Raw genomic sequence first — 24622 nt, 5'->3', positions numbered from 1 at the left:
AATAGAGATCGACATCGCGCCAGCGTCGCCGAGGCTTGGAAGGGAGCAGCCACTCCGCTAACACGGTCCTTACGCGGGCCGTCAAGACCTCCCTGCCTTTGACGACCAAAGGAAGCACCATGACGACAGAACAACTTCCGATCACCGGGTGCCGGTTCATGACCCGCACGCTCTTCAGGGCGTGCGCGTGAAGGACGACGCCGTCGGAACACGCCGCGCCGCGGCGGACGCCCTCCCGAAGCGTGGGAACCCGGACTGGCTGAAGAAGCTTGCCCGGCGCACGAAGCGCGGCAGCGGAAAGAAGGCGGTCATGGCCTCCTTCCCCGCCGACGAGGCGGAGGCCCTGGCGCTCGTTCTCGGCACCCCGTTGTTCCAGGCCGAATGGTATCTGCAGCGCTACCCTGACGTCGCGGCCGCGGGCATGGACCCTGCGACCCATTTCCTGCTCCATGGCGGTCACGAGAGGCGCGACCCCAGTCCTCTGTTCCGCACGCGCTGGTACCTGTCGCAGGATGCGGAAATCGAAACCACGGGCGTCAATCCGCTGATTCACTATCTGGTGAAGGGGCAGGCCTTGGGGCGGTCGCCCCTGTCTCCGCAGGAACGCGTCCTTTCGCCGGAACTGACGCAGGACATCGAGACCCTGCTGGCCAGCGGCCTGTTCGACGCCGAATGGTACCGCGCCCATACGCCCGGCTTGCCCAAGGGCCGCGCCACGGTCGCTCAGCACTATCTCGAGACGGGGGCGACGAGCGGCAAGAACCCTGGCCCGGACTTCGACACGCGCGCCTACTGGAAAGCCCATGCGGATGTCGAGGCTGCGGGCGCCAACCCCCTGTTGCACTATCTGCGCCACGGCCGCTCGGAAGGGCGCAGCATCTTCGCCGTCCAGACCGCGCCTCCTCCCCCGTCGAGCCAGGCGCCGGATTTCGAGCCGTTCGACATCACGATGGAGGACTGGGTCAGCGCCCATGACCTCGCCGCCCTTGCCGAGCAGGAGAGCCTGTCCCTGGACGGCGTCGTGCTGGGGCGCGTCTCGCCCGAAAACCGACACCGGCTTGCCGCGTCGGCGGCGGCCTTTTCGTCGGATCCACGGCGTCGACGCGAAGCCGCGCGCGACGCGTCCGCTCGGATCGCGCCCTGGATCGCGGACCTCTGGTTCATCAACGACGACACCCTGCGCCTGCGCCTCAACCTGGCCGGACACGCCGGGGCGGCGTCCCAGATCCTGGTCGCGCGCGCCTATCAACGCGACCTGGAAAGCGGCGCGCTGCGGCTGCTGGACGAAGCGCCGGTGCGCGCGTCGTTCGCGCCGATCGTCGACGCGCGCCTGCCCAACCCCTATTCGCCCGTCCTGCTGACCCTCAGCGACGCCCAGGGCGAGGTGGTCGAGATTCAAGCCCTGGCCTTCCCGTCGCTGGCCCGCCACGGCGCGCATCACGCCGAACTGACGGTGCTGAGCGAGACCCCGTCGCCCGAGGCCGATCTCTGGCGAGTCAGCGCCGAGCTTTGGAACGAGATGACCACCGGCCCGGCGACTGGATTGTCGATCAGCCGCCTCGTCGTCGATCTGGGCGGAGCCATCGGCGGCGAGCGGATTTTCTCAGCGACCTGCCTGGACTGGTTGACCCACGTCATGGCCCTGAGGCCGGAAGCTGTCGGCGCCCCGCAGGAAGCGGACGCCGACAGCCTCAGGTCGGCGCTGGCGCGCGCGCCCATGGTCGAGGCGCGGCGGCGGGCCGCAAGCGCGCTCACCCTGACCGTTTCCGGCGACAGTCTCCCGTCGATCAGCGCCCTGGTCAGCCGGCGGCTGCCGACCGCATTGAGCGCGGCCCTCGCGGGCGGCTATGTCGCCGCCGACGCCAGCCGGGCTCGCCCGCGCTGGTCCGTGTTCCCCGCGTCAGCCGCTCCTGATCTCAGCAACCTTCAGCCACGCAATGCAGCGCTCGCCTGGCCGCTGTTGAGCCGTGAGCGCGAGACTGCCGCGGCGGACTTGCGTCCCGCTCCGCCGGCCTTCCCGCTTGCGGTACGCTTCCTGGACGAGCGGTTCGAGCCCACGACGGCGGAACGACTCTCGCCGACCGCGCTGGACGTCGATGGCCCCCTGTTGCGCCGCGCTCTGACGGCCGGTGAGCGATCCGGCGCCGCGATCGCCGCCGTGATGCTGGCGTCTGAAACGGACTCCGCCCTTTCCGCCGACCTGGCGGCGCTGGCCGCCCAGACGCTGCCTGTCGAAGAGGTGACGCTGGTCTTCGAGGGCGACGCCCGAGCGACTGCCCTCGCCCTGGCCGAAGCCTGTTTCCCTGGCCGTGTCCGCGTCATCGACGGCGCTCAGTCGCGAGCCGGCCTGCTGAACCGCGCGGCCGCCGGCGCTGCGGGCGATCACCTCCTGTTCGTCGGCGCCGGCGTCGTGCTTCACGACCCGAGAACGCTGGAGACCCTGCTCGCCATGGCGAGAACCGAAGGGGCCACATCGGCCGGTTGCATCGCCGTCGAGCAGCACGACGGGCGCAACGACTGGCGGGTTCGTGTTCGTGGCGGAGGCCTGCTGCCCAGCCACATCAGCTTCACGACATCGCCCCGGCTCGTCATGCGCGAAGCGCGCAGCGTCTCGGCCCTGCCGCCCATGACCTACACCGTCGCCGCCAATCCCTTCAGGCTCGCCCTGGTGCCGCGCCGGGCATGGGACGCGCTCGGCGGCCTGGATGAAGGTCGTTTTCCCCATTGCGATTACGACCTGGACTTCGGCCTGAGGGGCCTGGACGCAGGCGGACTGCAATTGTGCACCTCGGCGGTGTCCGTTTCGGCGCTGGAAACCGGACTGACGGATGATCGAATCGATGTCGTGACACCCCACGTCCTCGGCGCTGGAAACTGGTGTCGGATGCTCGCCGGGTTGACGAACATCCGCGAGCTGGCCTGATGAAGATCTGTGTCTTCGGCCCGTCCAGGACCTATGTGAACAGCGCAGGCGCGCGAATTCGCTACCGCCGAATCCAGAAATGGTTGGAGTTGCTGGGTCATTCGATCGAGATCCAGTCGATCAGCGACATCTCGTCCGCCCGATCCCTCACCGCCGACGCCTTCATATTCAGCAAATGCTACGATGCCCGCGTCACGACCATCGGCCGTATGCTGAACAGGGCGGGCAAGCTGGTCGGCGTTGATTTGTTCGACGACATCTTCAGTCAAACGACAGACGCTCGCCTGCTGCATCGGCGTCTATGGCTCAGCCAGATGGCCGAAGGCCTGGACTTCGCCCTGTGTTCGACGCCCAGGATGCGGGACGTGGCCAGCCAGTTCCTCCCGCGGGAAGCCTGCCACGTCATGAACGATCCCTTCGGCGAGTTCGATCCCCAGGCCCTTGCGCCCCTGCTGCAGGCCAAGCTCGACCGGGCGCGCGCTGAACGACGGATAGATGTCGCCTGGTTCGGCCAAGGCGATAATCCGCGCTATCCCGTCGGTCTGCGCGACCTCGCCGCCTATGGCGAAAACCTTCGGCTTCTGGCGGAGGACGGGTGGGATGTCCGGCTGAACATCCTGACCAACCGGAAAAGCCTGACGGCGGCGGGACTTGAACAACTGCAGCGCCTGTCGGTTCCCCACGGCATCCATGAATGGAGCATCGACGCTGAAGCGCGGCTGCTCAAGTCCGCTCTGCTGGCCTATATTCCGGTCAACTGTCAGGCCTTCAGCATCGCCAAGTCGCTGAACAGGGCGGTTTCAGCCCTGACCCACGGCGCCCAGGTGCTGTCTGACGGCCACCCCCTGTACAGACAGTTCGACGACTTGATCTATGATCGCCCGAAGGATCTGGCGAGCGACCTCGAAAAGGGGGAACTTCGCCTTCGCTCCGGTACGCTGCCGACCTTGATCGAGCGGATGAGCGAATGGGGCGATCCCGATGTCGAGACGACGCGATTGTCCGATTTCCTGGCGAGCCGCCTTGCGATGAAACAGACGTCGCCCGACGCTGGCGTCCGCCCGATAGCCGTCGTCCACGGCATCGAGAGCCCGCTCGAAGTGAACGCCGTCCTGCAAGCCCTCGACTACCTTACCATCGGCTCTCCCATGGCCCGCGAGGGGCGACGGTATGATCTCGACCTGGTCCTCGTCGCCGACGAACTCGTGCTGCGACTGACGCCGGAAGCGGCCAGCCGGATTGCGCCGGCTTTCGCCCAGGCGCTGACACCCGCGATAACGCCGGAAGGCGAGCCCCGTTTCGATCTGGCGCTGACCGACCTTCTCGAAGCCGGTGAACTGGAAGCCCTGCACCCCATCGACCAGACGCAACCGCTGCGTCGCCACATTCACTATGGCCCCGCCATGGAAGCCATGATGAAGCTGTGCGGCCGACTGCTGCCCGACACGGACATCCTCATCTCCGAAGTCGATCCTATCGCGGCGGCCTTCAGCCTTGCCCCAGCGGACCACAGGCAGGCCGCATGAGCCAGCATCGCGCCGTTTTCCTGATCAACCTGCTTCAGGACGTCAACATCATCCGGCCTCTGGCCTATCTGGCGCGAGAAGCGGCGGCCCAGCCTGCTTTTCTGCTGTCAAAGCGCTTCTCGAATCGAGACCGCAAAGGCGTTTGGCGGAGCGAGATCGAAAGGATCGCGCGCGATGTCGGGGCCGCCGTCCACACCTATGACTCCGTCTTTGACGCCTATGAGATCCTGCAGGGCGGCGCCGGGGTGCTGGTCGCCGCGAGCGAGTCGAATCTGTCCGCCCATGCCGACACTCACGACGTGTTCCGAAGCGCGCCGTCCGCCTATCTGAAGGTTACGCTTCAACACGGCTATGAATGCGTCGGCTTCCTGCAAAGCCGTCAGCACGACCGCGCCCATGGCCGCAACATCCGCTTCGCCGCCGACGTCCTGGCCGGCTGGACGCCGCTGGAGCGCCAACGCTCGATGCCGGGGGCCGAGCGCGGCAAATATCTGTTTACGGGCTCCACTGCTCGCATCGTCCTGCCTGACACAGCCCCGCGCCGCCGCATCCCCGCGGAGGCGCTGGTCTGCGAGAATCTACACTCCGTCCGGTTCACGGCCGAAGGCGACCACCGCGACGCCTTCATGGAGATGTTCAACGGCTTCGCCGCCGCCATGGGGCCGGCGGACAAGCGCATCGCCCTGCGCCCCCATCCGGGCGGCAAACGCGCCTTCGATCTGAGCCGGGCGGGCTCCGCCGTGATCCGCGAAGACGCGCCGCTCTACGCCCTGGACCTCGGCAGCGTGGCTTATGGCGTGTCGCCGCCGTCCTCGGTGGTGGTCGACCTGCTGATGGCCGATACCCCGGTCGCGGTCTGGAGGGATCCGGCCGGCGACATGGACGCCGACGCCTACGCCGGTCTCTGCAGCGTCAGCCTGCCGGGCGACGTGCTGGCCTTCCGCCGCGAGGCCCTGACCAACCGGGACGCCGTGCTCGAACGTCAGCGGCGCTTCCTGACCGATCGCGGCCTCGACAAGCCGGCGGGGGCGGTGAAGGACGCCTTCCTGGGCCTGTTGGGCGGCGCCCGGCCGGCCCTGCGGGCAGACACCACCCGTTCCGAAGCCGCGACGCCGACCTGGCTGGTCGTGGCCGACAGCGCCGGCGCCACCCAGAACATCAGCTTCGTCCAGCCGTTCGCGGATCCGGCCCCATTGCGCATCGCCCTGGTCGGTCACGACAAGACGTGGAACAAGCCCGCCGCTCTCGACGCTCTGTGGAACCGTCATGCGCCGGAAGGCCTGGTCCTGTCGCGTTACACCCAGTCAGCGGGCGACGCCCTGATCCGGAAGGCGCGGTCGGCCGGCGTCCCAGTCGTCTTCCATATCGACGACGACCTTCTGGCCGTGCCGACGAGCCTCGGCCAGTCCAAATACGACTACTATAACCAGCCCGACCGGCTGGCCGCCCTGAAGGCGGCGATGAACGCCTCGGACGTTGTCTACGCCTCGACCGGTCCGCTGGCCGAACGCCTGCGCTCGCATGGCGTCACGGCGCCGATCGTCGCGGGCGACCTGTATTGTTCGGTCGAGTCCGCCGCCTGGGACGCGCCGCCCGCCGCGCCCGGCCCGATCATCGGCTATATGGGCACCGGCGGGCACGGCGCCGATCTGGACATGGTCCTGCCGACGGTGAAGGCCCTGCTGGACGAGTTTCCGACCCTCCGCTTCGAAAGCTTCGGCACGATCAAGCCCCCGCCCTGGCTGGCCGAGACCTACGGTGACCGCGTCGGGCATCACCCAGGCCTGGCGGACTACGACCGGTTCCTGGCCCGGCTGGGCGAATTGGGCTGGTCGATCGGCCTGGCCCCCCTCGAGGACACCCCGTTCAACCGCTGCAAGGCGGACACCAAATGGGTCGAATACAGCCACGCCGGAATTGCGGTCGTGGCGACCGACTTGCCCGTCTATCATCGCGCCTGCGCCGACGGGGCCGGCTGGCTGGCCTCGTCGAGTGAGGACTGGACCCGCATCCTGCGCCACCTCGTCGCCGACGCCGCCGCCACGCGCGCCACGGTCGAAAAGGCCCGCGCGCGACTGAGACAGGACTATACTCGCACCCGGCTGGCGGACCAGGTTCTCCAGGTCTTCGCCGCCGTCACCCCCGGCGCCGGCACGCCGACAGACGCGCCCGCAACAGGCGACCAATCAGGACCACAGGTTTGACCGCGCAACGCATCTTCATCACCGGCGGCGCCGGCTTCATCGGTTCGCGCCTGTGCACGGCCCTGCGCGCCACGGGCGCGACCGTCACAGCCTTCGACAATCTGCACCCCCAGGTGCATGGCGACGGCGCCGCGGCGCGTCTGCAACCGGGGCTGGTGATCGGCGACGTGCGCGACCGCGACGCCCTTTCGGCCGCGCTGGGGGACGCACGTCCCGACATCGTGGTGCATCTGGCCGCCGAGACCGGCACCGGACAGTCCGCCGACGAGCCCTCGCGCTATTGCGACGTCAATGTCGTCGGCGCGGCCAATCTGATCGAGGCGCTGCGGGCGCTGGAGACGCCGCCCCGCCGTGTCGTCCTGGCCGCGACCCGCGCCGTTTACGGCGAAGGCGCCTATGCCGACGGATCCGGTCCCCTGGCCGCCCCGCCGCCCCGCGCCGTCGAGGCCATGGCCAGCGGCGTGTTCGACCTGATCGGCGAGGACGGGCGTCCGCTGACGCCGCATCCCACGCCCGAAAGCCTGCCGCCCCGCCCCGGCTCGGTCTACGGCTCGTCGAAACTGATGCAGGAATATCTGCTGCAGCAGAGCCCGGCGCCCTGGGATCATGTGATCCTGCGGCTGCAGAACGTCTATGGCCCGGGCCAGTCGCTGCGGAATCCCTATACGGGGGTGCTGTCGATCTTCTGCCAGCAGGTCATGGCCGGCCGCACGCTGAACATCTTCGAGGACGGCGAGATCTATCGCGACTTCATCTTCGTGGACGACGTGGTGGCCGCCTTCGTCGCCGCCTGCGCGACCGAGAAGGCTGCCGGACAGATCATCAATATCGGCGCGGGTCGGGCGACCTCGATCCGCGAGGCCGCCGAACTGATTCTGGCCGAGCTGAAGTCCGATCGCGGCCTGACGATCAGCGGCGACTTCCGCGCCGGCGACGTGCGCTACGCCGTCGGCGACACGCGCAAGGCGCACGATCTGCTCGGCTGGCGCCCTGAAGTGTCCTTCGAGCAGGGCGTGGCGGCGCTGGTCGCCTGGGCCAGGGATGAGGCTCCGGCGCTCTAGGCCTCGGCCAGAAGCGCTTCTTCGCAGATGATCTTCTGCCCTTCCCGAGCTTCCCGGCCCGCGACAAGGTCATCCGTCGCCGCCCCCGCCAGGGGCGCCGTATTGTGCTGCATGAACAGCCGCATGACATGGGCCACCCCGGTCGGGGTGACGGAGCGCAGGTCGTCCTCGTAATAGGTGCCGCGATTGAAGGCGCCGGTGATGATCTCGAAGGACGGGAAATAGTCCACCGCCGCATGGCGACGCGCCGCCGTGTCGGCGACCACCCGCAGCACGGACTTGCTGTAGGTTGTGGCGACCAGGACGTGCTGCGGTTCAAAGGTAGCGGCCAGCGGCACGGGCGAAACCGTCAGGATGACCCGCGCGCGCGGATTGACCGACCATAGGTGCTGGAGCGCCCGCTCCAGCGAGGCGGAGGTCTCGTCGACGTCGAAATTGTGGAACTCGTATCGGGCCGGGTCCATCTCGCCCCCCGCCACGCCAGGCGCCAGGGGATAGACAGCGCCATCCGTCCGCGAGCGCCAGGCCTCGGTCAGGCCCAGAGTGAAGACGAAGACGTCGGTTTCGCGCGTCATGCGGCGCACGGCGGCCAGATGCTCTTCGCGCGACGCCTTCAGGTCCGCCTCGGTCGCGAATCCGTCAGGCTCGATCTGGGGCCGGAAGGCGTCGACCAACCGCCCGTCAGGCCGACGCCACACATCGTCCGCCGCCGCAAAGCTCCCTTCGGCACGCTCGAACAGCTGGGCCAGCTGCTCAGCCGTATAGATGTTCCCGTAGCGGCATGAGAAGACGCCGAAGTTCCGGCGGACCGCGACATCCGGGTCCAACGCCTCGCCAGCCTCGGGCACGAAATAATTGTAGCCGGACCCGCTCAACGCCCTGGCGATATGCTGGGCGAAGCAACTACCCGCGGTAGCGATCTTCGTCGCGCCCTCGATCCTGGTGCGTCCGCCGACCACAGGATCGACAGCCGCCGGTTCGACATCGGAAACGGCCTTCTTCCAGAACTGATGGCCGGGAAGGCCGCGATAGGGATGCCCCGAAGGAGCGCTGCGGATCTTCTTCCGGTCGATGACCGAGGCGTATCGGCCGTCATCAAACCGCGAGCATTGCACGGCGCGCGGGTCCAGCCCCTTGTAGGTCTTGAAGCTGCGCTGCACGAACGCCTCCAGGCCGAAGGTCTGCAAGGGCGCCGCAGCCAGGCGTCCGCCGCTCTTGGGCTTGAAGACATACTCGCCCTCGACACCCAGGCGCTCGCCGATCTCGGGATAAACGGGCCAGACGATATTGGAGGCGAGGGCATCGGGCAGCAGGAGTTCGGGTCGCTCCATCGCCGGCGTGAGCCCCAGCTTTTCTACCACCAGTCGGGCGAAGGTCGACAGAACCGGCAACTTCGGATGGTTGACCGAATAGAGGAAGGCGCCCGATCGCTCCCAGCGCCGAATGTCGGCCACGATATCCAGCCCAAGCCGCTGCGCATCGGCAATCAGGCCCCGTCTGGCGCGCTCATAGTGATCGAAGAACCCCAACGCCTCATAGGTGCGGGCATTGAACAGGCTGATCGTCTCATCGACGGTCAGCTTGGATTTCCAGGCGAACAGACAGATCGACGAATTGAGCTTGCCCAAGACCGAGACGATGCTCTCACCCGCGCAACTCGCATAGACGATGTCGGGATGAAAGCCCGTGAAATAGAGGCTGGGCAGTTCGATGATCGGCTTGTCCACGCCCAGGGCGGCCATCGCTTCACGAACGCGGGCCGTCATTACGGTCTGCGCAACGACCACGTCCGCGCCCGTGACCAGTTCCTCCATATCGACCGCGCCCTGCCGAAGATCGCGTCCCACCCCAGTCGAAATCCGGGCAGCGGGCAGCATGGCGGCCAGACAGTCGGCGATTCCAGCAGACTGGCAGTTTCCGAAAACAGAAAGGGAAATCGTCATGTGACACTCGAATTGCAACCGTAGCGCTGTGGCGCCGGACTATGACATAGTCGGCGACGGCGCGTTGGGGAACACGGGATGCACGCGGCGCCTGGAGCATCCGCGATGCGGCCGCCCGGCGCCGGTGGTGGACGGGCGACGCACGCGACGTTAGAAAAATCCCTTCGTAGGACGGAGAGTGAATCTTGAGCGACCATGGCAAACCGCTGAAGGTCTTTGTCGGCTACGATCCCCGCGAGGACATCGCCTGGGAGGTTTGCCGCCATTCCCTCCTGCGGCACGCGACGGGACCGATCGAGGTCATTCCGCTGAAACAGCCCGCGCTGCGCGAACTGGGCCTGTACCGGCGCCCCAAGGACGTGACCGCCTCGACCGATTTCTCGCTGACGCGGTTCCTGACGCCCTATCTGGCGGCGGATGACGGCTGGGCTGTCTTCGTTGACTGCGACTTCCTGTTTACCGGCGACATCACCGCCCTGCCCGCCTCGCTGGATGACGACAAGGCCATCTACGTCGTCCAGCACGACTATCAGCCGCATCACCAGATCAAGATGGACGGCAAGGCCCAGACGACCTATCCGCGCAAGAACTGGTCGTCCTTCATGGTCTTCAACGGCCGCCACTCCGACGTGAAGGCGCTGACCCCGGACCTGGTCAACAGCGCGACGCCGGCGCAGTTGCACCGTTTCGAATGGATCCGCGACGACGCCCACATCGGCTCATTGGACCGGACGTGGAATTTCCTGGTCGGGGAATATGATCGTCCCGAGCAGTTGCCGACGGCCATCCACTACACCAACGGCGGGCCCTGGTTCGACGAATGGCGCGAGGTCGATTTCGCCCGCGAGTGGCTGGAAGAATTGCAGCGCGTCGAATCCCGTCAGGCCGAAGCGGCGTAGCGACCGCGAAAGCGAGTGGTGGTCCCCACGGCCACGCTCCGCTAGAGAACTCCCGTAACAAACGCTGCGAGCCTCATGTCACGTCACCTGCTCACGCTAGTCCTGGCCGCCGCCGTGGGCGCCTGCACCACGCTGCCGCGAGACGGCCCGGCGAACAGAACCATTGCGCGCGCCGCGACCAATCCCCAGGAATCGAATTTCAACCTGCTGAAGCTCGACTACGCCGTCAGCGAGCGAATCCGCATGGTGCCCTTCAGCATGATGGGTTCGCTGTCCCCGGCCGGGGACAGCGCGCCGGTGGACGTGATCCAGGTCGGCGACGCCCTGTCCGTCTCCATCTACGAGCCCGGCGGCGGCCTGTTCGGCGGCAGCGCGGCGCTGGGCGGCGCGGCGGCCGTGGCCGCGGTCCCTACCGCCAACCAGGCCCTGCCCTCGACGGTCGTGGACCGTCAGGGCGCGGTCACCATTCCCTTCGCGGGTCAGGTGCGCGTCGCCGGCATGACGGCGAACGAGGCCCAGCAGGCGATCCGGCGGGCCCTCGCCGGCAAGGCGGTCAATCCGCAGGTCATCGTGGGCGTGACCGGCTCCAGCGCCAACGGCGTCACCGTCATCGGCGCCGCCAAGCAGGCGGGCCGCGTGCCGCTGTCGCTGGCCAACGACACGGTGATCGACGTGATCGCCGCCGCCGGCGGCGTCGAAGGCCCGCCCGAGAACGTGATCGTCACCCTCACCCGCGGATCGAACAGCGTGAAGGTCGCCCTGACCGACCTCTACCGTTATCCGGCGGAGAACATCCGGCTGCAGCGCGGCGACCAGTTGAATCTGGAGCTCAAGCCGCGCCGGTTCAGCAGCTTCGGGGCCCTGGGCAAGGTCAGCCTGACCGACATGCCGACCGGCGACGTCACCCTGACCTCGGCCCTCAGCAGCCTGGGCGGGCTGGACGCCAATTCCGCCAACGCCCGTTCGGTTCTGGTCTTCCGGTTCGAACGCCCGGAAGTGGCCGACGCCCTGGGCGTCACGGGTCCGCGCTCGGCGCGCGGCGTGCCGGTGGTATATCGCCTGGACCTGGCCGATCCGGCGGGATTCTTCACCGCCAATAATTTCATCGTTCAGCCGGAAGACGTCATCTACGTGCCGCGCGCTGATTCGGCCGAACTGCGGAAATTCTTCGAGTTCGTTCAGACCATCACGCGGGTCATCTACGACATCCGGGTGACGGGAACCTTCGGCAGCGACTAGGACGGCGGACCGCGCGGCTGGCCGACGGCCGCCGCGCGGACGAGAGCGTCAGGCCGCCGGCTCCGGATCGGGCGGCGACCACGGCCGCAGGCGCGCGCTCAGGTCCAGATGGCGCAGCACGCGCCTCGGCGTCGGCTCCTGGAACCCGTCGAACACCGCATGACCGGCCGAGGCCCAGTGCGGATTGTGGCCGGGATCAAACGTCAGGGCCTCGCCCCACGCCTCATACAGGCTGCGCAATTCGCCCCGGTCCCAGGCGATCCGGGCGCGCGATTCATTGCGCCCGCGCGTCTTCGATTCATGGTGGACCAGCTCCACGTCGCCCGCGAACACCACCCGCAGCCCCAATCGACGGACCCGCAGGCAGAAATCGACGTCGTTGTAGCCTATGGCCAGGGCCGCCGCGTCGAAGCCCCCGGCCAGTTCGAACACCTCACGGCGCACGGCCATGAAGGCCCCGGTGACCGCCGCCGCCGAGCGGCTGCGGCTCCAGCGCCCCGCCGGACCGCGTTCAGGCCCCGCCGCCCCCACGCCCTCGTGAAGCGGCGTGCCCTCACCCGCACCCAGCACCATGCCCCCGTGCTGGACGGTCCCGTCGGGATACAACAACCGGGCGCCCACCAGGCCCGCGCCGTCGGCGGCGGCCCGGCGGCGGACGATCTCGTCCCAGCCCTCCGTCAGCATCACCGTGTCGTTGTTGGCGAAGACCAGCAGGTCCTCGCCCCGCTCCGCCGCCAGCAGATTATTGATGCGCGACCAGTTGAACGGTTCGTCCACCGGCACGGTCACGACGTTGAAGCGCGCCGCCAGGTCCGCCAGAACGCGCGCCGTCTCCGCCTCGCGGCTGCGGTTGTCGGCGATGACCACGGTCAGCCGTTCAGGACGCGTCGCCTTGTCGAACAGGCTGCGGACGCAGGCCTCCAGCATGGCGGCCTCGTCGCGCGTCGGCACGATGACCGCCAGGCTCCAGTCCGGCGCCACCCCTTCCGGATCGGCCGTCAGCGGCGCCGGCGCTACCAGCCCCCCCGCCGCCTCGTCCTCGGGTCTCAGACCCTGGCCCGCGCCGTCGGGCAGTTCGGACACGCTGGCGAGGATTCGCGGCAGGTGGGCCACGGGCACGCGCTCCACCATCGCCAGCAACTGGTCGCGGCGCGCCGCCGCGCCGGCGGCGGGATCGTCATTCCGGCGAATCAGGGCTGCGAACAGGTCTGCGCCCGCCGTCGGCGCTGTAAACAGGACGGCCTCGGGCGGCGCCGCGCTGGTGCGCAAATCCTCGCGGTCAGGCATGGAATGAAGCACCGGATCCAGATGGCGTCGGCCGTGGCGCCAATGCTCGACGATGCGGTCCTGATCGCAATAGACGGCGGCGGCCTCGGTCCGCGTCTGGGCGAAGGCGAACCAGGCCAGGGCCTCGGGATGCAGCACCACGCCAGCCGTGATGCTCAAGACCGCGCCGGCCGGAGCCGCGACCGCTTCCAGGGCGGCGAAACGGATCCGATCATCGGCCAGAGCCAGGGAGGCCACGGGATGATCCAGCGTCGCGGCCGAAGCCAAAACCAGGGCGCGCCACTCGGTCTGGCTCTGGTCCTTCAGGGCCAGAAGGGAGGCGCGGATCCGGGCCGGACTGGCGTGCAGGGCATCGACCACGACCGTGACGGCCGCCGCCGTGCGGCGCGGCGGCGGCGTGATAGGAAAATTGCGCCGAAAGGCATCATAGGCGTCCAGAGGATAGGTCGAGACCGCCAGCCAATCGCGCAGGGTGTCCAGCGTATGCTCCAACCGTCCGCCGACGAGAGCCAGATCGCGGACATGAGCCGACCGGGGCCTGTCGTTGTCGGCCGCCAGTTCGGGCGCGCCGATGGCCGCCAGTTCCGTGCGGACATCGGCGTTTCCGGGCGCCAGACGCCCGACCTCGACGAAGGCCTCGATCGCTTCCGCGCGTCGCCCGCCTGACGCCAGAACCCGGCCCAGTTGCAACCAGCCGTCCGCATCCGGCGCCAGGGTCAGGGCCTGCCGATAGGCCCGCTCTGCGCCCGACGCATCGCCCGTCTGAGCTAGCATATTGCCGAGCTGGACGTGGATCGGCGCGGCGTCCGGCTTCTGGGAGAGATAGTCGGCGTAAAAGCGCGCCGCCGCCGCCCAGTCCTCGTCGTCGCGCGCGGCGTTGCCGGCCGACAGAGCCTCGCGCGCCATGATCCGGCGGCTGCGCGCCAGGGCGGCCTCAGACGCCGGCGACGGCTTGCGGAATTCGGCCAGCGCGCGCTTGAACCGGTCGATCATCGCCGCCCCTCTCCCTGTTTCCGTTCGAGCTCGCCGACGCTCCACGCGGCTCCCGGCCCCAAGCGTAGCCGGGGCGAGGTCGTTTCGCATAGACGGGTTTGCTCGGGCGCAGCCGGATCCATCGACATCAGCGGATTGTAGAAGGGATCGCCGGCCGTCAGCATCTCGCCCCATCGCGCCTGCAGTCGCGCCGCGTCCTCGGGATGGCGGACTTGGTCCGTGCCTCGGCGGGTGGCGGATTCATGATGCAGCAGCACGGTCTGGCCGTCGTTCAGCACCCGATAGCCCGCCGCGCCGACCCGCAGGCACAGGTCGGTGTCGTTGAAGCCGACCTCGAAGGTCTCGTCGAAACCGCCGACCGCCTCGAACACATCGTGACGCATCATCATGCAGGCCGCCGTCACGGCGGAGAATTCCCGCGTCGCGACCAGACTGCAGTCCGGTCCGGAGTTGCGGGCGCCGCCGCGCTCGAAGGGAGCGAACTTGTGGATATGTTCGGCGTATCCGCCCAGGCCCAGGACCACGCCCGCGTGCTGAATTCTCCGATCGGGATACAGCAGGGTCGCGCCCGCGACGCCCACCTCAGGCCGCGCGACCAGACTGGCCAGCCGCTCGATCCAGCCGGCGTCCAGCGCCTCGATGTCGTTGTTGAGAAACAGCAGCCGCTGGCCGGGCCGGGCATGGCGACGCACCGCCTCGTTGTTCATGCGCGCGAAATTGAACGGCCCCTCATAGGGCATGATGATCGCGCGGCTGGCGAGTTCGGCTAGATAGGCCCGCGTGTCGGCGTCATCGGACTCATGGTCGATGACCAGCAGTCGGACCCGGCCTGTCGGCGTGGTGCGTTCCAGCGATTCGACGCACTGGCGCAGCAGGTCGCCGCGATTGCGCGTGGGGATGATCGCCAGGACCTCGGCCCCGTCGTCGGGCCAGTCGATACGGAAGGTGTTGAACGTCGCACCGGGGCTCGCCCGCCCCGACGACCCCAGGCGCGCCAGGTGCGCATTGATCGCCGCCTGGGTCGCCGCCGTCACCTGATCGCGTGCGCGATGGCCCTCGCTGCCCGAATGGGTGCGCCAGCGATAGAGGACGGCCGGGACATGGGCGACCGTCCGCGACCGTTCCAGCAGCCTCAGGATCAGATCGACGTCGGCCGAGATCGGCAGGGTCTCGTCCAGTCCTTCGACCGCCCTCACCGCCGCCAAAGGCGCCGCGACCATGTGCACGAAATAGGGATGGGACAGATAGTAGTCGTGCGAGAAGGCCGGTCGCAGCGCGAAATGCTTGAGCGCGTCGGCTTCCTCATGGGTCAGGACCTCGTCCGAATAGACCAGATCGGGTCCCAGGGCGGCGGCCTCCATCAGACGGGCGACCGCCTCCGGCTCCAGCACGTCGTCATGATCCATGAAGGCGACCCAGTCTCCCGTCGCCTCGGCCAGACCTGCGTTGGTGGCGCCGGCCACCCCCCGCCCCGGCGACAGGGTCGTCAGCCGGACGCGCGCATCGCGCGCCGCGGCCACGGCCAGAAGCGCCCTCACCTCGGGGTCCGACGATCCGTCGTCGATACAGACCAGCTCCCAGGCGCTGCTCGTCTGGGCCGCCACGCTGGCAAGGGCCTCCGCCAGCCATTCGGGTCGGGGATCGTGCACCGGCATGATCAGGCTCAGGACCGGATCGCCCGGATTCGTCGCAACGGCAGGCGTCGGCCGCGACAGCCAGGCCTGCACTGCCAGCGGCGGAGCGGCGTCGAAGGGCGAACCGAGCAGGGGCTCGCCCGTCGTCTGGGACACCGCCTCGACGCTCCAGCCGGTCTCGGGATGCGGACGCAGCCCGCTCAGCGAGAAGCTGAAACCGCCTGCGCCGTCGGTCAGCCCAGCCCGCGCCAGGTCCGGCCGCGGAAGGTCGGCAGCCGCCGTGCCTATCACGCACCCCGCCTGACGGAATTCGACCGTCCCGCCCGCACCCGCCAGCCAGCCGACGGCCGCTCCCGTGGCGGCGTGCTCGACCCGGCCGACCGGTCGCCAGTCGTGACTGACGGCCCATCGGGCGAAGCCGGGCGATCCCGCTTCGTCGAACAGGTCGGCCGCCGCGGGACTGTTTCGATCCTGCCGCAGGCTGGCGACAAGCCGGGCGACGGCCGTCGCCTCATCCCCTCGCAGCCGGGCCAGCCGCCCCTGGCTGAGCAAGAGGTCGGCGTCCGTCTCACCCAGAACGGCGCCGGCCCGCGCGTAGGCGTCGGCCGCCCCGGCCAGATCGTCCCCCTCCTTCAGCGCATGGCCCAGCTGGATCCATATCCGGCCGTCGGACGGTCGTCGCGTCAAATAGCCGCGATACGCGAAAACGGCCTCACGCCAGTCGCCCCGGTCCCGCGCGGCGTCGGCGGTGCGCCGCAGCAAGGCCGTGCGATCCCCCGTCACGCGTCGCAGCGCGCGCTTCAGGCGCTTAAGCGGACTTCCTGCCATCTCTGCTCCGGGCGGTCCCGCCCCGTTGAATATCACGTCGATCGTCGCGAACCGCGTTCATGTCGCTCTAACACGCCCCGAACGCGAATCCCCGGATGGTCATTAGGTCGAACTCGGCTAAAAAGCTCGTCTCCCGATCAAGGATGGCCCATGACTTCTGATGTGAAGCTGCTGGAAACGCGACGCTTTGGCGACAGCCGCGGCTGGTTCGCCGAAACCTATTCCGAGGCCAAATTGGCCGCCGCGGGCGTCACCTGCCGCTTCGTTCAGGACAATCAGTCGCGCTCGACCTTCGTCGGCACGATTCGCGGCATCCATTTCCAGCGCCCCCCCCACGCCCAGGCCAAGCTGGTCCGCTGTCTGCGGGGGTCGGTCATGGACTACGCCGTCGATTTGCGGCGCGGTTCCCCCACCTATGGCCGTCACGTCGCCGCCGAACTCAGCGAGGATAACGGCCGCCAGCTGTTCATCCCGGTCGGCTTTGGCCATGCCTTCGTCACCCTGACGCCGGACGCAGAGATCGCCTACAAGGTGTCTGACGTCTACGCGCCTGATTGCGACGGCGGCGTGATCTGGAACGATCCGACCATCGCTATCGACTGGCCCCTGCCCGCGACCGGCCCCGTCCTGTCGGACAAGGACGAGGCCCTGCCGACCCTGGCCGAATTCGACAGCCCCTTCGAGTACGACGGCCGCCCCCTGGCGCCGCTCATCATCCCCGCCTGATCGCCGGAGTTTTCATGCGCATCCTGGTCACCGGCGGCGCCGGCTTCATCGGCTCGGCCCTGGTCCGGCACCTCATTCACGACAGCGACCACGAGGTCCTGGTCCTCGACAAGCTGACCTACGCCGGACTTCTGTCCTCGCTGGAGCCCGTCACCGGTAGCAACCGTTACCAGTTCGTCCAGGCCGACATCGCCGATCCGGTCGCGGTCGGCGAGGCGCTGAGGCGCTTCCGCCCGCAGGTCATCGCCCACCTGGCGGCCGAGAGCCACGTCGATCGCTCCATCGACGGCCCCGGCGATTTCATCCAGACCAACATCGTCGGCACCTTCGCCCTGCTGCAGCAGGCGCTGGGCTATTACCGCAGCCTGTCGCCGGAAAAGCAGGCGGTCTTCCGCTTCCATCACATCTCGACGGACGAGGTGTTCGGCTCACTCGATGAGACGGGCCTGTTCACCGAAACGACGGCCTATGATCCGCGCTCGCCCTATTCGGCGTCCAAGGCGGCGTCCGACCATCTGGTGCGCGCCTGGGGGCACACCTACGGCCTGCCGGTCCTGGTGACCAACTGCTCGAACAACTACGGGCCGCACCACTTCCCCGAGAAGCTGATTCCCCTGATCATCATCCGCGCCCTGGCGGGCGAAAACCTGCCGGTCTACGGCGACGGGTCCAACGTGCGCGACTGGCTCTATGTCGAGGACCACGCCCGCGCCCTGCGCACCGTGTTCGAGCGCGGCGCGCCAGGCAGCACTTATAATGTCGGCGGCAACGCCGAACGCCGCAACATCGACGTGGTCCAGGCCATCTGCGCCGCGCTGGACCGGCTGTCGCCCTCGCCGTCCGGCAAGCCCTACGCCGAACAGATCACCTTCGTCGCCGACCGGCCAGGCCACGATCAGCGCTACGCCATCGACTCCTCGCGCATCCGCGACGAACTGGGCTGGGAGCCGCAGCACGGCTTCGAGGACGGGATCGAGGCCACCGTGCGCTGGTATCTGGAGAACCGCGACTGGTGGCAGGCCATTCTGGACGGCCGCTACGCCACCCAGCGCCTGGGCGCGGCCCATGGCTGATCCGGTGCGGCATATCCTCGTGACCGGCGGCGCGGGCCAGGTCGGCCTGGAGCTGATGCGCGCCCGCTGGCCGGACGACGTGCGTCTGCACGCCCCCGAACGCGACGACCTGGACCTGACCGACGCGGACTCCATCGCCCGGCTGTTCGCGCGCACGCCCTTCGCAGCCGTCATCAATCCGGCGGCCTATACGGCCGTGGACAAGGCCGAGGACGACGTGGCCGCCGCCTTCGCCGTCAATGCCGTCGGCCCGGCCCTGCTGGCGGAAGCGACGCAACGCGCGGGCGTTCCGTTGATCCACGTCTCGACCGACTACGTCTTCGACGGCGCTTCGCCGGACGCCTATGATGAAAACGACCCGGTTGGGCCGCTGGGCGTCTACGGCGCCTCCAAGCTGGCGGGCGAACTGGCCGTGCGCTCGGGCAACCCCCGGTCCGTCGTCCTGCGCACGGCCTGGGTGTTCAGCGCCCACCGCGCCAACTTCCTCAAGACCATGCTGCGGGTCGGGGCGCAGAACCCGACCTTGCGGGTGGTGGCGGACCAGAAGGGCTGTCCCACTTCGGCCGCCGACATCGCAGAGGCCCTGGCCGCCGTCGCCCTGCGGCTGATGGACGACGCGGCCGCGCCGACCGGGGTCTATCATTTCGTCAACGCCGGCGAAGCGACCTGGCACGAATTCGCCACGCGCATCTTCGCCGAGCAGACCGGTTTCGCCGCTCCGACGGTCGAGGCCATCACGACGGCCGACTATCCCACGCGCGCCCATCGTCCAGCCAACTCGCGCCTGTCCACGGCGAGGATCACCCGCGACTTCGGCGTTCAGCCCCGGCCGTGGGAAGAAGCCATGCGGGACGTACTCAAGGAATTGGAAGGGGAGACGGTGCGATGAAGGGGATTATTCTGGCCGGCGGCTCAGGCACGCGCCTGCACCCGATGACCCAGGTGGTGTCGAAGCAACTGATGCCTGTCTACGACAAGCCGATGATCTTCTATCCCCTGTCGACGCTGATGCTGGCGGGCATTCGCGAGATCCTGATCATCTCCACCCCGCATGACCTGCCGGCCTTCCAGCGCCTTCTGGGCGACGGCTCGCAATGGGGCCTCGGCCTGGAATACGCCGAACAGCCCAGCCCGGACGGCCTGGCCCAGGCCTATATCATCGGCGCGGACTTCGTGGCCGGTTCGTCGTCGGCCCTGATCCTCGGCGACAACATCTTCTACGGCCACGGGATCACCGACCTGTTCACCCAGGCCATGACCCGTCCCGAAGGCGCGACGGTCTTCGCCTACCACGTCACGGACCCCCAGCGGTACGGCGTGGTGGAATTCGATGCCGGGATGAAGGCGCTCTCCATCGAAGAAAAGCCCGCCGCACCCAAGTCCGACTGGGCGGTGACCGGGCTCTACTTCTACGACCAGACCGTGGTCGACATCGCCGCCGACCTGAAGCCGTCGCCGCGCGGCGAACTAGAGATCACCGACGTCAACCGCGTCTATCTGGAGCGTCAGTCCCTGTCGGTCGAGATGATGGGCCGAGGCTTCGCCTGGCTCGACACCGGCACGCCCGACAGCCTGCTCGAAGCGGCCGAGTTCGTACGCACGCTCGAACGCCGGCAGGGGTTCAAGATCGCCTGCCCCGAGGAAATCGCCCTGCATCAAGGCTTTATCGACGCCGACCAGGTCGAGCGTATTGCGAAAGCCTATGGCAAGAGCGACTACGGGCGGTATCTGCACCGCCTGCTGGCCGCCGCGCCTTCGCCCACCGGAACCCCGAATTCATGAAGTTCAACAAGAACCACGTCCCGGACGGCGCCCTGCTCGGCGCCAACCATATCAGCGAGATGGACCGCTGGACGCTGGAGAACCACGCGCGCCGCCTGGCGCACTCGGTCTATGTCGGCGACCACGTGGCCCTTGGCCGCGTCCTGGGGCGCTACAAGATGTACATCGCAACGACCGACGTCGGCTTTGGCGCGCACGTCCTGCTGGACGGACTGTGGGAGAGCTGGCTGACCGTCTTCATGGCCCGCATCATCAAGCGCGGCATGAACGTCATCGATGTGGGCGCCAACCACGGCTACTACACCGTCCTGTTCGCCGACCTGGTCGGCCCCGAGGGACAGGTCGCGGCCATCGAGCCCCATCCGCGCACGGCCGAACTGCTGCGCCGCTCGGTCGATGTGAACGGCTTCAGCAGCCGCGTGACCGTGACTGAAATGGCCGCCGCCGCCGAGGATGGCGGCTCGCTAGTCTTCCACGCCCCCCCGACCGAACCCAAGAATGCGCGCGTGGTGCCGGGCGGCGACCTCTCCCAACCCGATCACGTCAAGGTCAAGGCTGGGCGGATCGACTCCATCGTCAAGCGCTGGAACCGGGTGGACTTCATCAAGATCGACGTGGAGGGCGCCGAAGAAGCCGCCCTCGCCGGCCTGACCCGCGTGCTGAAGCGCGATCGCCCGCGCCTGTTGCTGGAGTTCAACGCCAACCGGTGCGCGGCTCCGGAACTGCTGATCGACCGTCTGATCAATCTCTACGGAAACTTGCGCGCCGTCGGCTTCAACTGCCAGGCGGAGCCCGTGTCGCGTGAGGAAGTGCTGAAGCCCGAACGCACCGAGGACTGGATCCTCTACTTCGAACCTAAATAGGCGAAGCCGCGATCACCGCGTCGTCGGGCAGCCGTTCGACATGGCAGCCGAGCCAGGTCATCTTTCCAAAGAGGTGGCCTCGCTCGGCCCAGACGCGCAATTCCGCATTGCCGGGCCGCTCCCAGACTCGATCCAGCACGACCTCATAGACGCCCGGCGTGTCGAAGGCGCCGTAGCAGGTCGTGACGCCCGCCGCGGCGCCCCACTGGAACATCAGGAAGGCGTCGTCGTCCGGCTCGACCGTAAAGCGCGCCGTGACGCGCCACGCCCCCGGGGGCAGCTGGAAATAGGGTCCGTGCACCAGAATCCGCGCCCGGCCGCTGATGTCGATATCGGCCGTTCCGCCCTCGTGCTCGACGCCGCGGGTGTAGCTGAACAGATCCGGCGACCAGGCCGCCGTCGCGCCGATTCTCGGCGGCAAGGCGCCATAAATGGCGAGGGGATTGGCAGGATCGAGCGCGACGGCCGCTCGCACTTCTTCCGCCCCCGAAGCGACGCGCCCAAGGCCGGGAAGGTCGGCTTCGCTCGCCGCGCCGTCGATCACGACCGCATGGTTCTCGATCAGGCGACAGGCCGCGCTGAACTGGCTGGCGGCGCGGCGGAGCGCCTGGCGTGGATCGTCGGAATGCCGTTGCCGCGCCGCCTCGAACACCTCGTCGGGCGAGGCCGAGACGACCACCAGAGCGTCGGTCTCGGCTAGTCGGGCATCGTCGATGTCGCGCATGAAGATCAGCTGACCGGCGGCGGACACGTCGCGATCACCGCCGTCCTTGGTCGCCGCCCAGCCCTTGGCCTTGGCGGCCTGAACCAGAGCGCTTCGCCAGCGCGCTTCATGAGGGCCCGGCAGGGTGACCACACCCACAACACGCACGTCGCTCACGCAGCCCTCAACCAGGAATAGATGTCGACGGCCTCGTCGATATCGTCGAACATCTTGACCTTGCCGCCTTCGATGATGAGAGCGCGATCGCAGGTCTCGCTGACCAGCTTGGTATCGTGCGAGGCCATGATGAAGGACCGGTCCCCGCGGCGCTCGAACAGCTCTTCCTTGCAGCGGCGCTGGAAGCGCGCGTCGCCCACCGCGACCACTTCGTCCACCAGATAGCAGTCGAAGTCGATCGCCAGCGACAGTCCGAAAGCCAGACGCGACCGCATTCCTGACGAATAGTGCTTCACCGGCTGAGCCAGCTTGCGGCCCAGTTCCGCGAAATCGTCGATACGCTGCAACAACTCATGATAGTCGCGGTTGTAGATCCGCGACAGGAAGCGGATGTTGTCCAGCCCCGTCAGACTGCCCTGAAAACCGCCGCCGAAGCCGATCGGCCACGACGCCGTCATGCGCCAGTTGACGCGCCCCGAAGTGGGGGCGAGCGCGCCGCCGAGGATCTTGATCAGCGTCGACTTGCCTTGCCCGTTCCGTCCGAGGACGGCGAAACGCGCGCCACGTTCCAGCTGGAAATTGAGATCGGTGAACAGGGGACGCGCGCCTGGCGTGGTGGTGTAGGTTTTCGTCAGGTTGACGACCTCCAGGCCCACCGTCTGGGCTGGGGTGTCCATCAGAGCTGCCTGTGTTCCCGCAGACCCGCCCACACCAGCCAGCCGATGCCGTAGATCAGCAAGGTCGAGATCAGCACTATCAGGATGGCGCGCAGACGGTTGGGCTCGGTGGCCTTGTCCGCCACGCTCGGGCTGACGATGCGCTCAAGATAGAGCTTCTGTCGGCGTGCGTCGACGCGTGCGGTGTCCAGTGCGGTGCTCGCCGCCGCCATCGCGCGCTCGGCCAGCGTGCGCTCGGCGGCCAAGGTTTCATACTCGCTGAACTTGGTGGCCAGCGAACCTGCGCCGCCGGCGATCTTCGCCCTTTCCTCGGCCAGTTGCCGGCGGAAAGCCGCCAGGCGGCCGTCGAGAATCGGCAGTTGCGGGCTGTTGGGCGCCTGGGCCGCCAGCTGCGACCGCTCCGCCTCAAGCGTAGCGATGCCCGACAGCAATTCGCCGATCAGCGCCGAATTCTCGGTCGCCGACAGGGTCGGATCGACCATGCCCTCGCGGTTGCGGAAGGCGGTCAGGCGAACCTGGATGTCGCGCAGACGGGTCTCCGCCTCCAGCTTGGTGCGCTCGGCGTCGATCACGGCGCTGGCCGACGACCGCTCGTTCAGCTTGTTGACCAGTTCTTCGCCGCTATCCAACAGCGCAGCCGCCAGTTTCTGCGAGTCCTGCGCGCGGAAGCTCTCTACCCGCAGGGTGCTGATGCCCGTTGAGGTCTCGTAGCCCACGGTGACGAAGCGCTGCAGCCCCTTGTAGAGGCTCTCCTTGGTTTCGCCCTCCCAGGGACGCGGATGGCGCGACATGAGGTCGGCGCCGGCCGGCGCGAGCATTTTCGCCACGTCGATCTTCGGCTCCAGCGCGGCGAGGGCGTCGCGCGAGCGGATATACTCATGGACGGCGAAGGAATCCGTGGCGCTGGCGGACAGGCCAACGCCCTGCAGCGCCACGCCCAGCGCCGAAGGCTGCTCCTGCGACGCCGCGCGGACGATGAAACGGGCCTCCGACACGTAGCGCGGCGTGGCGAACGCCAGATAGTAGATGGCCGTCAGCAGCGTCGGCACGACGACCACCAGCAGGAAGGGTACGGGAATGCGCTGCGCCAGGGTCCGCCCGACGCCTTGCCTGGCGCCGGAACCGCGCCCGCTGATCGGGCCCAGAAACGTAATGCGTGAGTCGCTCATCCAGGCCTCGTACTGGTTCCGCTGGCTGCGGCGCCGTCATGTCTATTCAGCATCGATATGTTCCTTGGCCCGCGCAATGAGCAGCAGACCGAAGGCGATCAGGACGCCCCCCCAGAACAGGGGATAGAAGGGGTCATAGTGCGTCTCGATGAACTCGCCAAACACACCGGCCCGGACCATCTCGATCGCGTGCGGCATGGGGAAGGCCATATAGACGTCACGGTATTTCTCGGGCACCCACGCCGCCATGATGAAGACGCCCGAAAACGGCAGCATTCCGTACATCATCACCGGCACCAGGCGCTCGAGCACGTCGAATTCCATCGCCAGGGCGCTGAGCACCATGGCCGCGCCGCAACCGAAAAGAAACAGGCAGAACCAGCCCCAGTAGATCAGGCCGAGATCATGCGGAAGATCGACCAGACCGCCCAGATACAGGACCGTATAGACCACAGCGAGCGCCAGGGTCGCGCCCGCGAACTCCAGGGCGTATCGGGCGAGATAGAGGTGAAGGATCTTGACCTTCTGGTGATACAGCACGCCCACGTTCGCCGAGATGGCGCCCATGCTGTAGGACACCAGGTGCCGGAACATGATCAGCGACATATAGCCGGTCATGACGAAGGGCGCGACGCCGAGCCCGTGTTGATATGGCGCCTTGATGGTCGACCAGATCAGCATCACCCCGAAGGTGAACAACAACGGTTCGCCGATCAGCCAGAAAAAGCCCAGCCCTCTACGTCCGTAGCGCGTGATGATCTCACGCAGCATCAGGGCGCCGACGATATCGCTGTGCTCTCTTAAAGCGCTGATTGACGCCATATTTCGAACTAACCGCAGGAGAGCGAGCCTTGGAGACATGGCCATGAACGGTCGGTCGCCGCACGCTCAGCCTTGAACGGCTGGAATACGCAC

18 protein-coding genes are annotated in these 24622 nt (G+C 67.8%); 11 read left to right on the top strand and 7 right to left on the bottom strand.

Translation table 11 applies throughout. The features are described 5' to 3' along the window. The first annotated feature begins 310 nt into the window (after positions 1-310). Genes ACREEF_RS04640 through ACREEF_RS04625 form a run of 4 tightly spaced genes read left to right on the top strand, consistent with a single transcriptional unit; the run spans position 311 to position 7714 of the window. Positions 311-2923, top strand: coding sequence for a hypothetical protein (locus ACREEF_RS04640; protein WP_431564442.1), 2613 nt, complete (start codon positions 311-313; stop codon positions 2921-2923). Next, positions 2923-4449 (top strand): hypothetical protein, encoded by a 1527-nt coding sequence (locus tag ACREEF_RS04635; RefSeq protein WP_431564441.1) that lies wholly within the window; start codon positions 2923-2925, stop codon positions 4447-4449. The genes ACREEF_RS04640 and ACREEF_RS04635 overlap by 1 nt, the downstream gene beginning before the upstream one ends. Continuing rightward, complete coding sequence (locus tag ACREEF_RS04630) at positions 4446-6653, top strand: hypothetical protein (RefSeq protein ID WP_431564440.1); 2208 nt, start codon at positions 4446-4448, stop codon at positions 6651-6653. Before ACREEF_RS04635 ends, ACREEF_RS04630 begins: the two co-directional genes overlap by 4 nt. Continuing rightward, positions 6650-7714: an NAD-dependent epimerase/dehydratase family protein gene (locus ACREEF_RS04625; RefSeq protein ID WP_431564439.1), complete on the top strand. Its 1065-nt coding sequence runs from the start codon at positions 6650-6652 to the stop codon at positions 7712-7714. Before ACREEF_RS04630 ends, ACREEF_RS04625 begins: the two co-directional genes overlap by 4 nt. Here ACREEF_RS04625 and ACREEF_RS04620 read toward each other — a convergent pair. Beyond that, entirely contained in the window at positions 7711-9657 is a 1947-nt protein-coding gene (locus ACREEF_RS04620; RefSeq protein WP_431564438.1) for a GSCFA domain-containing protein, read from the bottom strand. The two genes, ACREEF_RS04625 and ACREEF_RS04620, sit on opposite strands and share 4 nt — an antisense overlap. Positions 9658-9842: 185 nt before the next feature. Here ACREEF_RS04620 and ACREEF_RS04615 point away from each other — a divergent pair, with 185 nt between their 5' ends. Then, positions 9843-10556, top strand: a complete 714-nt coding sequence (locus tag ACREEF_RS04615) for a hypothetical protein (protein ID WP_431564437.1) — start codon at positions 9843-9845, stop codon at positions 10554-10556. 75 nt (positions 10557-10631) lie between these two features. After that, positions 10632-11795 carry a polysaccharide biosynthesis/export family protein gene (locus ACREEF_RS04610; protein ID WP_431564436.1) on the top strand — a complete coding sequence of 388 codons (1164 nt, stop codon included), beginning with the start codon at positions 10632-10634 and terminating at the stop codon, positions 11793-11795. 48 nt (positions 11796-11843) lie between these two features. Here ACREEF_RS04610 and ACREEF_RS04605 read toward each other — a convergent pair whose 3' ends face one another. Beyond that, positions 11844-14075, bottom strand: coding sequence for a glycosyltransferase (locus ACREEF_RS04605; RefSeq protein WP_431564435.1), 2232 nt, complete (start codon positions 14073-14075; stop codon positions 11844-11846). Then, the gene (locus tag ACREEF_RS04600; RefSeq protein ID WP_431564434.1) at positions 14072-16471 is read right to left on the bottom strand and encodes a glycosyltransferase family 2 protein; all 2400 of its coding nucleotides are present in this window, start codon (positions 16469-16471) and stop codon (positions 14072-14074) included. Before ACREEF_RS04600 ends, ACREEF_RS04605 begins: the two co-directional genes overlap by 4 nt. Positions 16472-16687: 216 nt before the next feature. Here ACREEF_RS04600 and rfbC point away from each other — a divergent pair, with 216 nt between their 5' ends. Genes rfbC through ACREEF_RS04575 form a run of 5 tightly spaced genes read left to right on the top strand, consistent with a single transcriptional unit; the run spans position 16688 to position 20981 of the window. Next, positions 16688-17263, top strand: coding sequence for a dTDP-4-dehydrorhamnose 3,5-epimerase (rfbC, locus tag ACREEF_RS04595; RefSeq protein ID WP_431564433.1), 576 nt, complete (start codon positions 16688-16690; stop codon positions 17261-17263). Positions 17264-17277: 14 nt separating this feature from the next. Further along, complete coding sequence (gene rfbB / locus ACREEF_RS04590) at positions 17278-18336, top strand: dTDP-glucose 4,6-dehydratase (RefSeq protein WP_431564432.1); 1059 nt, start codon at positions 17278-17280, stop codon at positions 18334-18336. Beyond that, positions 18329-19225, top strand: coding sequence for a dTDP-4-dehydrorhamnose reductase (gene rfbD, locus ACREEF_RS04585; protein ID WP_431564431.1), 897 nt, complete (start codon positions 18329-18331; stop codon positions 19223-19225). Before rfbB ends, rfbD begins: the two co-directional genes overlap by 8 nt. Then, on the top strand, positions 19222-20118 hold the full coding sequence (rfbA, locus tag ACREEF_RS04580) for a glucose-1-phosphate thymidylyltransferase RfbA (protein WP_431564430.1): 897 nt from the start codon (positions 19222-19224) through the stop codon (positions 20116-20118). The genes rfbD and rfbA overlap by 4 nt, the downstream gene beginning before the upstream one ends. Beyond that, entirely contained in the window at positions 20115-20981 is an 867-nt protein-coding gene (locus ACREEF_RS04575) for an FkbM family methyltransferase (protein WP_431564429.1), read from the top strand. Before rfbA ends, ACREEF_RS04575 begins: the two co-directional genes overlap by 4 nt. Here the strand turns inward: ACREEF_RS04575 and ACREEF_RS04570 are convergent. The 4 genes from ACREEF_RS04570 to ACREEF_RS04555 all read right to left on the bottom strand — a co-directional run bounded on the left by ACREEF_RS04570 (position 20974) and on the right by ACREEF_RS04555 (position 24478). Then, a complete protein-coding gene (locus tag ACREEF_RS04570) occupies positions 20974-21861 on the bottom strand; it encodes a hypothetical protein (protein ID WP_431564428.1) in 888 nt (295 codons plus the stop codon). The two genes, ACREEF_RS04575 and ACREEF_RS04570, sit on opposite strands and share 8 nt — an antisense overlap. Next, positions 21858-22538, bottom strand: a complete 681-nt coding sequence (locus ACREEF_RS04565; RefSeq protein ID WP_431564427.1) for an ABC transporter ATP-binding protein — start codon at positions 22536-22538, stop codon at positions 21858-21860. The genes ACREEF_RS04570 and ACREEF_RS04565 overlap by 4 nt, the downstream gene beginning before the upstream one ends. Beyond that, positions 22538-23587: a chain-length determining protein gene (locus ACREEF_RS04560; protein WP_431564426.1), complete on the bottom strand. Its 1050-nt coding sequence runs from the start codon at positions 23585-23587 to the stop codon at positions 22538-22540. The genes ACREEF_RS04565 and ACREEF_RS04560 overlap by 1 nt, the downstream gene beginning before the upstream one ends. A 162-nt stretch (positions 23588-23749) precedes the next feature. Next, a complete protein-coding gene (locus tag ACREEF_RS04555) occupies positions 23750-24478 on the bottom strand; it encodes an ABC transporter permease (protein ID WP_431564425.1) in 729 nt (242 codons plus the stop codon). Positions 24479-24622: the final 144 nt, after the last annotated feature.

The sequence above is a fragment of the Brevundimonas sp. genome, assembly GCF_050729455.1.
Taxonomy (GTDB): domain Bacteria; phylum Pseudomonadota; class Alphaproteobacteria; order Caulobacterales; family Caulobacteraceae; genus Brevundimonas.
The sequence above is the reverse complement of the archived record's forward strand: the minus strand, read 5'-3'. Positions and strand labels throughout refer to the sequence as shown.